Below are 13,593 nucleotides of genomic sequence, written 5' to 3'. Positions count from 1 at the left end.
CGGGGCGTTGGGGGGGTATCGTCAGGTTTTCCCTCTTGGCGTGTAATCACTGGGGCGGCGGATCTCTCTCGCGCCGCCCCTTTTTCGTTTCTGCGGGCTGCGGCTTCGGCCCCCATCGAGGGGGCGCTCAGCCGCGGGGGGCCTTGCCCCCCATGGCCTCGCGCCAGCAGGGCTGCAGGTCGCCGGGGCGCGGGCTTGCGGCATGGACGCCGCGGGCAATGGCGCGGGCCAGCACGCAGGCCGCCGCATGGCCCAGCAGAAAGGACGATTCGACCGCATCGGGCAGCGCCCGCGCCCCGGTCGAGACCGCAAACACCAGGTCGCCATCCAGCGGCGTGTGGCTGGGCACGATGGCGCGTGCCATGCCGTCATGGGCGGCAGTGGCAAGTCGGGTCAAAGCCGCCTTGTCCAGCGCGGCATCGGTGGCCACGATCGCGATGGTCGTCGCCTCGCCCAGCCGCTTGGCCAGCGCCGGCTCGGCCCCCGGATCGGCGGTCATGGCGGGCCCGAGGCCGCCGAACTCGGCCGCCATTTCCCAGGGGGCGGCCCAGAAATGGCGGCCGTCGGCGGTGGTCACAGACCCCAGCGCATTGATGACCACCAGCGCGCCGATGCCGATGCCGCAGTCGAGCACCGCCGAGGCCGAGCCCAGCCCGCCTTTCCAGTCATGGGTCAGCGCCCCGGTGCCGGCGCCATGGCTGCCTAGCGCGAAATCGGTGCTGGCCGCGGCATAGGCCGCGCGTCCCAGCGCCGGATAGGGGTTTTCGCGCCAATCCTTGTCGCCGCCGTTCAGCAGGTCGAAAACGATGGCCCCGGGCACGATCGGCACCCGCACCGGCCCGACGGCAAAACCACGACCTTCGGCGCGCAGCGCTGCGCTGACCCCGTCGCAGGCCGCCAGACCGAAGGCCGACCCCCCCGACAGCACCAGCGCATCCACACCCGACACCAGCTTGTCGGGGGCAAGCAGCGCGGTCTCGCGCGTGCCGGGGGCGCCGCCCATGATCTGGACCGCGCAGGCCAGCGGACCCGGGCCGGTCAGCACCGTCACCCCCGACCGCAGCCGCTCGTCCTGGGCATTGCCGACGCGCAGGCCGGCGATATCGGTGATCAGGTTGCGGGGGCCAGGGCGCATGGCGGTCCTTGCATTGCAAATGCCGGGCGCAGTCTGGCACCCGCGGCGGGGTCCGCGCAACCCCGCGCCGCATTCCGGCGTTGCACCAGCGCCCCGCCTTGCCTAGCTAGGAAGCAAGCATCTGCATGAGGACGCCGCCATGACTGCCCCTATCCATCGCATCTTTCACCGGCCGCTGGACAGCGAACCGCCCAAGGGCTTCGACCAGGCCATCTTCGGCATGGGCTGTTACTGGGGGGTCGAGCGGCTGTTCTGGCAGCAGGACGGGGTCTGGCTGACCCAGGTCGGCTTTGCCGGCGGCTCTGTCGAGAATCCCACCTACAAGCAGGTCTGCGCCGGCAACACCGGCCATGCCGAGGTGGTGCATCTGATCTACGACAGTTCGCGCATCAGCTATGAGCGACTTTTGCAGCTGTTCTGGGAAAACCACGACCCGACCCAGGGCAACCGGCAGGGCAATGACGTCGGCTCGCAATATCGCTCGCTCATCATGTATTTCAACGACAGCCAGAAGGCCGCGGCCGAAGCCAGCCGCACCGATTATGGCAACCGTCTGGCGGTCGGCGGCTATGGCCGGATCACTACCGAGATCGTGCCCGCCGGCCCGTTCTGGCCCGCGCATGAGGATCACCAGCAATATCTTGACCGCTACCCCGACGGCTATTGCGCGCTGCGCGGCACCGGCATCCAGGCCCATGCCGCCGACATCGCCGAGGAGCACTGAATGCCGACCTGGACCGCTTTGACCCACACCCGCGGCCGCGAGGCAGCCGAAGCCCTGGCCGAGGCGGGCGAGGATCTGACCCCGCCGCCGGTGGGCACAGGTGTGTTCGAGATCGAGGACGGCTCGAACCGCTGGGAGGTGGGACTGTATTTCACCGAGGCCCCCGACGACATCGGCCTGGCGCTGCTGGCTGCCGCCTGGGGGGCCGAGCCGTTTTCCGTCTCGGAATTGCCCGAGGTGGACTGGGTCGCGCATGTGCGCCGCGAACTGGCCCCGGTCGAGGCCGGGCGCTTCTTCGTCCATGGCAGCCATGACGCCGATCGCGTGCCGCCGGGCGCGGAATCGCTGCTGATCGAGGCAGCCATGGCCTTTGGCACCGGCCATCACAACACCACCAGGGGCTGCCTGTTGGCACTGGACCGGTTGATCGGTCAGGGCATCCAGCCGCAGCGCATCGTCGATATTGGCTGCGGCACCGCGGTTCTGGCCATGGCGGCGGCGCGGGCGTTTCCGGTGATGGTGCTGGCGGGCGACATCGACCCGCAGGCGGTGGATGTCGCGCGGGCCAATGTTCTTGCCAACGGGCTTGACGGCCGCGTGGAATGTGTCGAGGCGGTGGGCTTCGATCATCCGCTGATCGAAGGCGCGGCCCCCTTCGATCTGATATTTGCCAATATTTTGAAACAGCCTCTGATCGATCTGGTGCCGGACATGGCGCGCCATGTCGCGCCGGGGGGGCGTGCGATCCTGTCGGGGATTCTGACCACCCAGGCCGATGAGGTGATCGCGGCCTATGTCGCTGGCGGTTTCACACTGGAACAGCGCGATGACCTGGGCGAGTGGTCCACATTGGTCGTGACGCGCCCGCAAATGGCGGGCTAGTGGCGCAATCCCGGCCGGACATCCCGCAAAATTGGAAAGGCGGCCTTGATGGGCCGCCTGTTTCCTGATGGGGCTGGTTCTAACCGCCCCCGGCGCTGGGCCGATCAGCGGCCGCGTGCCACCTGATCGATGTCCGCACGGCACAGGCCGATATCATCCAGTTCACGGTCCGACAGGCGGCTCAGCGCGTTGCGGGTCACGCGCGCTTCGTTCCAGGCCACCACGGCCGCACGGATGCGCGAGAAAATTCCGAAAGAGCCCGCCCCGCTCAGCACGCGGTTCGTGTCAATCGCCGACATAACATTCACCTTGAAGCATTTGCCCAAATTCTGGGCGTTGTGTTGATGCTCAAGCATATAGATCGCGCAGGGCGAAAAAACCACGTCCGCCCGGGCAATGCTGCCATGCAGCATCTGCATAAGGGTCAGTGACAGATTGATTTTTCCGTCAACCGGTCAATTTTCGGCGCGGCGCCGCAGAAGCTGCTGCCGGCGCCCGGTTCGGCGCAAGAAGCTTGCGCCCCTAGCCGCCGCCCGCCACGGTCCAGTCCCCCAGCGCCGCCTGCCACAGGGCCAGTGACGCCACGGCCGCAGTGTCGGCGCGCAGGATGCGCGGCCCCAAGGCGATGGGGGTGACCTGCGGCATCGACGCCAGCCGGGCGCGTTCGGGCTCGGACCAGCCGCCCTCGGGGCCGATCAGGATGGCCCAGGGCCCGCGCTGCAGCCCGGACAGCACCTGCGCCGGCCCGGCCAGCGCCTCGTCCGCCCACAGGATGCGGCGGTCGGCGGGCCAGCTGTCCAGCAGCCGCGACAGCGCGACCAGTTCGGCCACCGGCGGCACAAAGGTGCCGCCGCATTGTTCGGCCGCCTCGACGGCATGGGCCTGCAACCTGTCCTGGCGGATGCGTTCGGCATTGGTATGGTCGGTCTGCACGGGCTGGATGCGGGCCACGCCCATCTCGGCGGCCTTTTCGACGATGAAATCGGTGCGCGCCTTCTTGATCGGGGCAAACAGCAGCCAAAGGTCGGGCGGATCCAGCTGCGGGGCGGTCGGTTCCTGCGCCTGGGCCGTGCCGCCGCGCCGGCCCAGTTCGGTGATCGTCAGCCGCCATTCGCCGTCGCGGCCGTTGAAGGCCAGGAATTGCGCCCCGGGCGCCTGGCGCATGACCGTGCCCAGGTAATGCGCCTGATCGGCATTCAGGGGGACGGCTTGTCCCCGGTCCAGCGGGTGATCTATGAACAGTCTGATTTTCGCCATGATGGGGCGCAGGATAATGCAGACCGACCGCCGGATGCCAGAGGCCGCGCCTCGCGTGGCCGACGCGCCGCCCGACAACTGGGTGGACCGCCACGCGCCCGCGGGCTGGCGCCCATGGCTGCGCATGTCGCGCGCCGACCGCCCCATCGGCACCTGGCTGCTGCTGCTGCCCTGCTGGTGGGGGATCGGGCTGGCGATGCTGGCCGATCGCCCGACATGGCGCGACCTTTGGATCGCGCTGGCCTGCACGCTGGGTGCAGCGGTCATGCGCGGGGCGGGTTGCACCTGGAACGATATCACGGACCGGGATTTCGATGCCCAGGTCGCGCGGACACGTTCGCGGCCGCTGCCCTCGGGGCAGGTGACGGTGCGGGGGGCGTTGCTTTGGCTGGTGGCGCAGGCGCTGGCGGGGCTGGTGATCCTGCTGACGCTGGGGGCCACGGCGATCGGGCTGGGCATCGCCTCGCTGGCGCTGGTCGCGGTCTATCCCTTTGCCAAGCGCTTCACCTGGTGGCCGCAGCTGTTCCTGGGTCTGGCATTCAACTGGGGCGTGCTGCTGGCCTGGGCTGCGCATGCCGGCAACCTGGCGCCGGCACCGGTGCTGGCCTATCTGGCCGGGATCTGCTGGACGGTGTTTTACGACACCATCTATGCCCATCAAGACAGCGAGGACGACGCGCTGATCGGCGTCAAGTCCACGGCGCGGCTGTTTGGCGCGCGCACGCCGCAATGGCTGGCGGGCTTTGGCCTGGGTGCGGTGCTGCTGCTGGCGCTGGCGGTGCTGGCCACGGGTGCGCAGGGCTTGGGGCTGGCGCTTGGCCTGCTGGGGGTTGCCGGCTTCGGCGCGCATCTGGGCTGGCAATGGTCGCGGCTGGACATCGCCGACAGTGCCGCCTGCCTGCGGCTGTTTCGCAGCAACCGCGACGCGGGGCTGCTGTTTGCGCTGTTTCTTGCCCTTGCCGCCGTGGCATGATTGCGCAATCGGCCCGCAGCCCTTACATGCGGCGGGTCGAAAAACAGCCTGAAGGATCCTTCGATGGCCCATCCCCGGAAATCCGGGCGGCAGGAAAGGCGGCAATCAGGGCGCGGCAACATGGCAGTGTGGGCCGGTGCGCTTGCGCTTGCGCTGGCATGTGGCGGTTCGTTCCTGGCAGCCCGCGCTGCCGCCGATTTCATCGAGACCCGCTCGGCTGCGGATGTGCGGGCGGCGTTGGCGGACTATCCCTGGGCCGAGGTGACGACCGACGGGCTGCGGGTGCGGCTCTCGGGCACCGCGCCCAACGAGCTGCAACGTTTCCGCGCCCGCAGCAGCGCCGCTGCCGTGGTGGACGCCGGACGGGTCGTTGACGACATGCAGGTGGCTGCGGCAGCCGCCCTGGCCACCCCCGCCTTCGAGATCGAGCTGTTGCGCAGTGGCGACGAGGTCTCGATCATCGGCCTGGTGCCGGCCGGACTGGATCGCCAGGCGCTGGTCGAGCGGTTGCAGCGCCAGCCCGGGGTCAAGCAGGTGTCCGACCTGCTGGAGGCCGCCGACTATCCGGTGCCGGACGGGTGGGAGGCCGCCTATGGCTTTGGCCTGCGCGCCGCGCAGCTGGCACCGCGAGCCAAGATTTCCATTGCCGCCGGCGCGGTTACGGTGCGGGCCCTGGCTGACAGCCCCGAGGATCAGCGCGCACTTGAGGCGGCGCTGAACCGGCTGCGTCCGCGCGAGGTCGCACTGACCGCCGACATCAGCGCCCCCCGCCCGGTGATCGCGCCCTTCACCCTGCGTTTCGTCAAGGACGCGACCGGCACGCGCTTTGATGCCTGCGCCGCCGACAGTGCCCAGGACGCCGAACGCATCCTGTCCGCGGGCCGCCTGGCGGGCAGCCCCGAACAGGCACAATGCACGCTGGCACTGGGCGCACCTTCCGCGCGCTGGGCCGATGCGGCCGTCGCCGCGATCGAGGCGGTGAGCAGTCTGGGCGCGGGTTCGGTCACGCTTTCGGACAGCCAGGTGGCCTTGTTTGCCCCCGCGGATGTGCCCGCAGACCGCTTCGACGAGGTGGTGGGGCGTCTGCAGGCATCGCTGCCAGCCGGGTTCACGCTTGAATCGGAACACGAAAAGCTCAGCGCCGCTGTCGCCGGTCCTGCCGAGTTCACGGCGCTTTCCGATGCCGGCGGGGTGTCGCTGCGCGGGCGCATCGGCGACGAGCGCATGCGCCAGGCCGTCGAAAGCCTGGCGCGGGCGCGTTTCGATCATGTGGACAGCGCGCTGCGCAGCGATTCCGAGGTGCCTTCCGGCTGGACACTGCGCGCCATCGCCGCCATCGAGGCATTGCAGGTGCTTGATCGCGGCAATGCCCGTGTGACCCCCGATCTGGTACGCATCAGCGGGGTCTCGGGCCAGCAGACTGCCTCGGACATGGTGGCGGCGCGGCTGGCGCAGCGCCTGGGTCCGGGCGCGCGTTACGAGCTGGCGATCCGCTATGACCGCCGTCTGGACCCGGCGCTGGGCCTGCCCAACGGCGCCGAATGTGTCGACCGGCTGAATGCGATCATGCAGGAATCCGAAATCGGATTCGAGCCGAACCGCGCGGTGATCGCCGGCGATCCGCAGCCGGTTCTGGAGCGGCTCGCCGAAACCATGCGCCAATGCGCCGATTTCCGCATCGAGATCGGCGGCCATACCGACTCCCAGGGCTCCGAGGCGTTCAATGCCGAATTGTCGCGCGCGCGCGCCCAGGCGGTGATGGCGGCGATGCAGGGGGCGGGGATCGATGTCGGCAACATGACCGTGCGCGGCTATGGCGAAAGCCGTCCGATAGCTGAAAACGACACCGAAGCCGGGCGCGAGGCAAACCGCCGCATCGAGTTCCTGCTGCTGGCCGATGACCCGGTGGTGGTCGAGGCGCCGGCCGCGCCCATGGTGGTCAGCGGTGTCACCGATCCGCCCGAGGTGCTGGCCGCGCGCGCCGCGCAGTCGGCCAGCCTGGCCGCGACCGGCGCGGTGGCCCCGGCGTTGGGGCTGCCCGGCGATCCGGCACAGATCCGGCGTGCGGCGACGCGGCCAGCGGCCAGCCTGTTGCCCCAGGTCGATGCGGCTCAGGCCGCCACCCAGGCGGCCGAACGCGCGGCATTGCCGGAACTGGCCGCGGCGCGGGCGGCGGTCCAGCCGCTGCTGACGGCCAGCCTTGCCCCGGCCGCGACGGGTGTTTCGGCCGGTGCCGCCGCCAGTGCTGCCGTGACCCGGGCGCTGACCCCTGCCGCGATCGAGGCGGCGACCCGCCCCGCGCGCGAGGCCCTGCGTGATCTTCGCCCGCAGCCCCGCCCCTCACCCTGATCCGCAACCCCAAGGCCAGAAAGCCGCCCGCATGAACCGCACGGAATTCATCGTCGCCACCGCGATCATCCTGTTTGCTGCCTTTCTGCTGGGCTGGTTTGCCAGCTGGCTGATCCACCGCCTGTCCCGCGTCACCCGCGCCGAGATGGACGAGCTGGAAAGCCTGGCCCAGCAGCTGCACGACGCCGAAGAGGCGCGCGATCGGGCCATATCCGAACTGGAAGAGCGCGAAGCGGATCTGGTCGCGCGTCTGTCCACCGCCGAAGCGGAATTGCGCGCGGTTCAGGGAGAGTTGCGCGAAAGCCTGACCGAGATCGAGGAGCTGCGCGCTTATATCGATCGCAAGCTGGCGCGCAGGACCTGAGCGGCCGACAGCAAAAGACCGCCGGGTCCGTGCCCGGCGGTCGCAAGGTCGTTCGGCGGGGGCTCAGACGCCGGCTTCGATGATGGCGCGGGCCAGGACCGGGATCGTGGTCTGGTTCAGGCCGGCGATGTTGATGCGCGAATCGCCCACCATGTAGATGCCGAATTCGTCCTTGATGCGCTGGACCTGTTCGGGGCTCGCCCCCAGGCGCGAGAACATGCCGCGGTGCTGGCCGACGAAATCGAACCGGTCCGATCCCGACAGGTCGCGCAATTCCTGCGCCAGTTGCGCGCGCAGCCCCAGCATGCCGCCGCGCACGGCTTCAAGTTCGGCCATCCAGTCGGCGCGCAGTTCCGGCGTGTTCAGCACCGTCGACACGATCTTGGCCCCGTGAAAGGGCGGGAAGGAATAGGTCTGGCGGTTCAGGAAGGCCATCGCCCCCTGGGCCAGTTCACGGGTTGTCGCATCCGGGCACAGCGCCAGCAGGCAGCCGGTGCGCTCGCGATAGATGCCGAAGTTCTTGCTGCACGAAGCGGCAATCAGAACCTCGGGCAGGCGGCCGGCGATCAGGCGCGTTCCCGCGGCATCCTCTTCCAGCCCGTCGCCGAAACCCTGATAGGCCAGGTCGATCAGCGGCATGGCCCCGGTCTTTTCCAGGATATCCGCGACCTCGGCCCATTGCTCCAGCGTCAGGTTGGCGCCGGTCGGGTTGTGGCAGCAGCCATGCAGCAGCACCAGGTCGCCCTTTTTCGCCGCCGAGATATCGGCCTTCATCCCCTCGAAATCGACGCCGCGGGTGGTGGCGTCGAAGTAACGGTATTCCACGACCGGCACGCCCATGAAGTTCATGATCGAGACGTGATTGGGCCAGGTGGGGTTCGACACGAACACCCGCAGGTCGGGATTGGCCATGCGCGCCAGTTCCAGCGCCTGACGGATGGCGCCGGTGCCGCCCACGGTGGCCAGGGCTGCGGTGGTTTCGGGCTTGTAGTCGTCGCCCAGGATCAGACCGCCCATGGCCTGCTGGAAATCGGGCTCGCCGGCCAGGCCCGCGTAGCTTTTGGTCGTTTCGGTTTCCAGCATCCGCTTTTCGGCGGCCAGCACGGCGCGCATGATGGGCGTATGGCCGTTTGCATCCTTGTAGACCCCGACGCCAAGGTCGATCTTGCCTTGGCGGGGATCGGCCTTGAATTCGCCCATAAGGGCCAGGATCTTGTCAGGGGCCTGCGGCTTCAGATTGCCCAGCATTACGCGTCTCCGGTTGCGATTTTAAGATCAGGGAAGCTGCCCCATTCGGCCCAGCTTCCATCGTAGAGAGAATGATCCCGGTGCCCGATCCGCTCCAGCGCCAGAAACAGCGAGGCGGCCGTCACACCTGATCCGCAGGTGGTGATGATGGGCTTGGAAAGATCTACGCCGGCGGCCTCGAAGGCGGCGCGCAATTCGTCGGGGGATTTCAGCGTTCCGTCATCACGATAAAGCCGGTCAAACGGCAGGTTGCGCGATCCCGGGATATGGCCGGCGCGCAGACCGGGGCGCGGCTCGGGCGCCTCGCCGCGAAAGCGTTCGGGGCTGCGGGCATCGACGATCTCGTAATCGCCCAGCTTGCTGGCGGCGGCGACCTGGGTGACATCGCGCACCAGCGCCGCCTGCCGCGACACGGTGATGTGACGGTCGCGCATCACGGGGGGCATGTCCTCGACCTCGCGTTCCTCGGCCAGCCATTTTGCCAGCCCGCCGTCCAGGACCGCCACGTCCTGCTTGCCCATCAGCCGAAAGGTCCACCACACCCGTGCGGCCGAATGCAGCGGCGAATTGTCATAGACCACCACCTGATGGCCGTCACCGATCCCCATGGCGCGCATCCGGCTGATGAACAGTTCCGGCTGCGGCGCCATATGCGGCAGATCGCTGCGCTTGTCGCTGATCTCGTCAAGGTCGAAGAAACGCGCGCCGGGGATATGCGCCTGCATGTATTCGGCGCGGGCATCGCGGTCAGGGTCCAGAAACCATGTTGCGTCCAGGATGCGCAGGTCGGGATCGCCCAGATGGGCGGCCAGCCATGCGGTAGATACCAGCACCTTGGGATCGTCGGAATCGCTCGTCCGGGACATCGGCCCTCTCCCTGCCGCCAAAAAGACGCATCCGATGTAACCGGACACGGACAGGGCTGCAATGGCCGCTGCGGTCAGCCCTGCTTCAGCAGGCGCTGTTTCTGCCGGTTCCAGTCGCGTTTGGCCGCGGTTTCGCGCTTGTCGGCAACCTTCTTGCCCTTGGCGACGCCGATCTTCAGCTTTACCCGGCCGCGGTCGTTGAAATACATCACCAGCGGCACCAGGGTCATGCCCTCGCGGCCCACGGCCTGCCACAGGCGCGACAGTTCCTTGCGCGACACCAGCAGCTTGCGCCGGCGCCGTTCCTCGTGGCCAAAGACGCCGGCCTGCTTGTAGGCGGCGATATAGCCGTTGATCAGCCACAATTCGCCGTTCTCGATCGAGGCATAGCTTTCGGCGATGTTCGACTGTCCGGTGCGCAGGCTTTTCACCTCGGACCCGGTCAGCACGATGCCCGCCTCGAGATCGCTTTCGATGAAATAGTCGAAACGCGCCCGGCGGTTTTCGGCGATGATCTTGGATTTGGGATCGGATTTCGCGGCCATGATCGGGCACAGATAGGATCGCGGCGCGTCAAAGTAAAGTCGCGGCCGCGCCCGGGCGGGCGATCGCGCGTTGCCAGTCCGGGCGCCGCCGGCTACGCCTTGGGGGTGGGGCACCGCAGGCAAGGGGGTATCGGGATGCGGCATGGCGGGCAGATTCTGGTCGATGCGCTGAAGGCCAATGGCGTCGGGCGGGTGTTCTCCGTGCCGGGCGAAAGCTTTCTGGCGGTGCTGGACGGGCTGTGGGGATCCGGCATCCAGAACGTGGTCTGCCGGCATGAAGGCGCCGCCGCCATGATGGCCGAGGCGCAGGGCAAGCTGACCGGCCGGCCGGGCATCGCGCTGGTCACCCGCGGCCCCGGTGCCACCAATGCCAGCGCCGGCGTCCATGTCGCGCGCCAGGATTCGACGCCGATGATCCTGTTCGTGGGCCAGATCGCCCGCGCCGACCGCGACCGCGAGGCCTTCCAGGAGGTCGATTACCGCGCCATGTTCGGGTCCATCGCCAAATGGGTGGCCCAGGTCGACCAGACCGAGCGGCTGCCCGAATACCTGTCGCGGGCCTTTCACCTGGCGGTCTCGGGGCGGCCGGGGCCGGTGGTGCTGGCCCTGCCCGAGGACATGCTGAGCGCCCGCGCCGAGGTGCCCGACATTCTCCCGCCCGCGAAGGCGCTGGATGCGGTGGCGCCGCAGTCCTTGCAGGCCATCGCCGATGCCCTCGCCGGTGCCAGCCGGCCGCTGGTGGTGCCGGGGGGCAGTCTGTGGTCGCAGCGCGCGGCCGAGGATTTGGCGATCCTTGCCGGCAACTGGGGCCTGCCGGTCGCGGTGCCCTTTCGTCGCCAGGGGCACATGGACAACGCCCATCCGAACTATGTGGGCGATCTGGGCGTGGGCATGAACCCCGCTCTGGGCCAGGCGCTGGCGCAGGCCGACTGCATCTTGTCCCTGGGCTCGCGCCTGGGCGATACCCTGACCCGCGGATATGAACTGATGGACCCCGCGCACCCGCATGCGCGGGTGATCCATGTCCATCCCGACCCGGACGAACTGGGCCACCTGTGGCGGCCCGATCCGGGCCTTGTCGCCGATCCGCGCCGGGTGGTGGCGGGGCTGGCGGCGTTGCCCGCGCCGCGCCGCTGGGACGACTGGACCGCAGGGCTGCGCCGCGCCTATGAGGACTGGCAGCGCCCGCGCCCCACCCCCGGCGACCTGCGGATGGAGGCGGTCGTCGCCTGGCTGGCCGATCACCTGCCCGAACAGGCAATCCTGACCAATGGCGCCGGCAATTACGCCGGTTTTCTGCATCGATATTTCCGTTATCGCCGTTTCGGCAGCCAGCTGGCCCCGACCTCGGGGACTATGGGCTATGGCCTGCCGGCGGCGATCGCGGCCAAGCTGGAACAGCCGCAGGCGACGGTGGTGTGCGTGGCGGGCGACGGCTGTGTGCAGATGACGGTGAACGAGCTGGCCACCGCGGCACAGACCGGCGCCGCGGTGATCGTGCTGGTGGCCAACAATGGCCGCTATGGCACCATCCGCATGCACCAGGAACGCAGCTACCCGGGCCGGGTATCGGGAACCGACCTGAGCAACCCCGATTTCGCGGCGCTGGCCCGCGCCTATGGCGGCCATGGCGAGCGGGTGACGCGCCAGGCCGATTTCGGCCCCGCCTTTCAGCGCGCCCTTGACGCGGGCCGCCTGGCGCTGATCGAACTGGTGCTGGATCCCGAGGCGCTGTCCTCGACGGCGACACTGGCGGAAATCCGGGCCGCCGGCCTGGCCGGACAGTTGCGCGCCTGAGCCTAAGCCGGGATCCCGCTGATCCAAACCAGCAGCGCCGCCAGCGCGGCGGCGGCAGGAACGGTGACCAGCCAGGCGCCAAGAATCATCCGCATGTAGGACCGCCGCACCAGATGACGGCGGCGACGTTCCTCGGCGGGCAGGGAGACATCTTCGTCCTCGTCCTGGGGCTGGGCCTGACGTCGGCCCAGCCATTCGCGGTAAAAGCCGATGCCAAAGACGCCGCCCACGGCGATATGGGTGGTCGATACCGGCAGGCCCAGGGCCGAGAAGCCCAGCACGGTGGTGGCGGTGGCCATGGCCACGCACAGCCCCCGCGCAGGGTTCAGGCGTGTGATCTTGCTGCCCACCATATGCACCAGACGCCGGCCGAACAGCAGCACCCCCAGCGCGATACCGCATCCTCCCAGCAGCAGCCCCAGGCGACCTTCCTCCAGCGGGGCGCCACGGGTCGACAGGCTGTCCAGAACGATGCCCAGTGGCGCTGCCACGTTCGAGGTGTCGTTGGCACCATGGGCAAATCCCATCACCGCCGCCGCCGCCACCAGCGGCACCGCCAGCAGCCGCTTGACCGCCAGTTTTTCGCCGCGATTGGCACGAATGTCCCGATCAAGCCTCAGCCTGGCATAGATGCCCCCGGCCAGGGCCGCCACCAGGGCGATGGTGACGATGCGGCCGGGTTGCAGGTCATGCCAGGCCAGGGCGCCGACCGCGCCCAGCATCGCGCCGGCCAGCGCCACCATCGCCGGCAGCCAGATTCGCGCGGCCGCGACGCGATCTGGCCTCTGCATCACCAGCCGGCGCAGCGCCGCCAGCAGCAGTGCGGCCAGCGTCCCCGAAATCAGCGGCGAGGCAATCCAGCCCACCGCGATCAGCCCAAGCGCAGGCCAGTTCACCGCCTGCACCCCGAAACTGGCAAGGCTGGCGCCGGCAATTGCGCCCACCACCGAATGGGTGGTGCTGACGGGGGCATCGAGCCAGGTGGCCAGGGTGATGAACCCGCCCGCGGCCATCAGCGCCGCCAGCATCATCCGCGCCGTCGCCTCGCCCTGGCCCAGGGCATCGCCGACCAGACCCTGGGTCAGGGTGCGGGTGACGGCCTGACCAGCGATCACTGCGCCCAAGACCTCCATGCTGGCGACCAGGCACAGGCCGGCGGTCATGCCGATGGCGCCGGCACCGACGGCGGGGCTGAGCGCGTTCGAGACGTCATTGGCCCCGATCGACAGCGCCAGATAGGCGGCAACCGCCACCGTCGCGGCAAGGATGCCGAAAGTCGGCTGTCCGACAAAGACCGCGCTGGCACCGTATCCGGCGGCCGCCATGAAGATCAGCGCGATCCCAAGGCGCAGCACCGGGCGCGTCGAGTGCAGCGTCGCATGTTCCGCAAGGGTCATGCGGCGCAGATCCTTGTCGAGGGTTCTGAAGCTGTAGGGGTCGCGCGCCATGATCC

Annotated in this window: 13 protein-coding genes; 6 read left to right on the top strand and 7 right to left on the bottom strand. The window is 68.9% G+C overall.

Going from position 1 to position 13,593, the window contains the following annotated elements; all coding sequences use genetic code 11:
* Positions 1-127: 127 nt before the first annotated feature.
* A complete protein-coding gene (locus GB880_RS02785) occupies positions 128-1,135 on the bottom strand; it encodes a P1 family peptidase (protein WP_263467269.1) in 1,008 nt (335 codons plus the stop codon).
* A gap of 139 nt (positions 1,136-1,274) precedes the next feature.
* On the opposite strand from GB880_RS02785, the gene msrA reads away from it, so the two are divergent.
* Both msrA and GB880_RS02775 read left to right on the top strand, forming a co-directional pair.
* The gene (gene msrA, locus GB880_RS02780) at positions 1,275-1,859 is read left to right on the top strand and encodes a peptide-methionine (S)-S-oxide reductase MsrA (RefSeq protein WP_154493518.1); all 585 of its coding nucleotides are present in this window, start codon (positions 1,275-1,277) and stop codon (positions 1,857-1,859) included.
* Positions 1,860-2,741, top strand: a complete 882-nt coding sequence (locus tag GB880_RS02775; protein WP_154493517.1) for a 50S ribosomal protein L11 methyltransferase — start codon at positions 1,860-1,862, stop codon at positions 2,739-2,741.
* Positions 2,742-2,845: 104 nt separating this feature from the next.
* On the opposite strand, the gene GB880_RS02770 is transcribed toward GB880_RS02775, so the two are convergent.
* Both GB880_RS02770 and GB880_RS02765 read right to left on the bottom strand, forming a co-directional pair.
* Positions 2,846-3,040, bottom strand: a complete 195-nt coding sequence (locus GB880_RS02770) for a DUF1127 domain-containing protein (RefSeq protein WP_154493538.1) — start codon at positions 3,038-3,040, stop codon at positions 2,846-2,848.
* 223 nt (positions 3,041-3,263) lie between these two features.
* Positions 3,264-3,998, bottom strand: coding sequence for a 16S rRNA (uracil(1498)-N(3))-methyltransferase (locus GB880_RS02765; RefSeq protein ID WP_154550597.1), 735 nt, complete (start codon positions 3,996-3,998; stop codon positions 3,264-3,266).
* Positions 3,999-4,014: 16 nt separating this feature from the next.
* Here GB880_RS02765 and ubiA point away from each other — a divergent pair, with 16 nt between their 5' ends.
* From ubiA to GB880_RS02750, 3 genes are all read left to right on the top strand, one after another.
* The gene (gene ubiA / locus GB880_RS02760; protein WP_229774662.1) at positions 4,015-4,971 is read left to right on the top strand and encodes a 4-hydroxybenzoate octaprenyltransferase; all 957 of its coding nucleotides are present in this window, start codon (positions 4,015-4,017) and stop codon (positions 4,969-4,971) included.
* Between the two features lie 120 nt (positions 4,972-5,091).
* On the top strand, positions 5,092-7,320 hold the full coding sequence (locus tag GB880_RS02755; protein WP_263467268.1) for an OmpA family protein: 2,229 nt from the start codon (positions 5,092-5,094) through the stop codon (positions 7,318-7,320).
* Between the two features lie 31 nt (positions 7,321-7,351).
* Entirely contained in the window at positions 7,352-7,684 is a 333-nt protein-coding gene (locus GB880_RS02750; protein ID WP_154494336.1) for a hypothetical protein, read from the top strand.
* Positions 7,685-7,747: 63 nt separating this feature from the next.
* Here the strand turns inward: GB880_RS02750 and GB880_RS02745 are convergent, their stop codons facing one another.
* The 3 genes from GB880_RS02745 to smpB all read right to left on the bottom strand — a co-directional run bounded on the left by GB880_RS02745 (position 7,748) and on the right by smpB (position 10,343).
* Positions 7,748-8,932 carry an amino acid aminotransferase gene (locus GB880_RS02745; protein ID WP_154494337.1) on the bottom strand — a complete coding sequence of 395 codons (1,185 nt, stop codon included), beginning with the start codon at positions 8,930-8,932 and terminating at the stop codon, positions 7,748-7,750.
* Positions 8,932-9,798 (bottom strand): 3-mercaptopyruvate sulfurtransferase, encoded by an 867-nt coding sequence (sseA, locus tag GB880_RS02740; protein ID WP_154494338.1) that lies wholly within the window; start codon positions 9,796-9,798, stop codon positions 8,932-8,934. Before sseA ends, GB880_RS02745 begins: the two co-directional genes overlap by 1 nt.
* A gap of 74 nt (positions 9,799-9,872) precedes the next feature.
* A complete protein-coding gene (gene smpB / locus GB880_RS02735; RefSeq protein ID WP_154494339.1) occupies positions 9,873-10,343 on the bottom strand; it encodes an SsrA-binding protein SmpB in 471 nt (156 codons plus the stop codon).
* A gap of 135 nt (positions 10,344-10,478) precedes the next feature.
* Between smpB and GB880_RS02730 the strand changes: the two genes are divergently transcribed.
* Complete coding sequence (locus GB880_RS02730) at positions 10,479-12,140, top strand: thiamine pyrophosphate-binding protein (RefSeq protein WP_154550712.1); 1,662 nt, start codon at positions 10,479-10,481, stop codon at positions 12,138-12,140.
* A 2-nt stretch (positions 12,141-12,142) separates the two neighbouring features.
* Here GB880_RS02730 and GB880_RS02725 read toward each other — a convergent pair whose 3' ends face one another.
* The gene (locus GB880_RS02725) at positions 12,143-13,588 is read right to left on the bottom strand and encodes an inorganic phosphate transporter (RefSeq protein WP_154494340.1); all 1,446 of its coding nucleotides are present in this window, start codon (positions 13,586-13,588) and stop codon (positions 12,143-12,145) included.
* Between the last annotated feature and the right edge of the window lie 5 nt (positions 13,589-13,593).

The organism is Paracoccus sp. SMMA_5_TC (assembly GCF_009696685.2).
In the GTDB taxonomy this organism is placed as follows: domain Bacteria; phylum Pseudomonadota; class Alphaproteobacteria; order Rhodobacterales; family Rhodobacteraceae; genus Paracoccus.
This window is presented reverse-complemented; position numbering and strand designations above follow the sequence as displayed.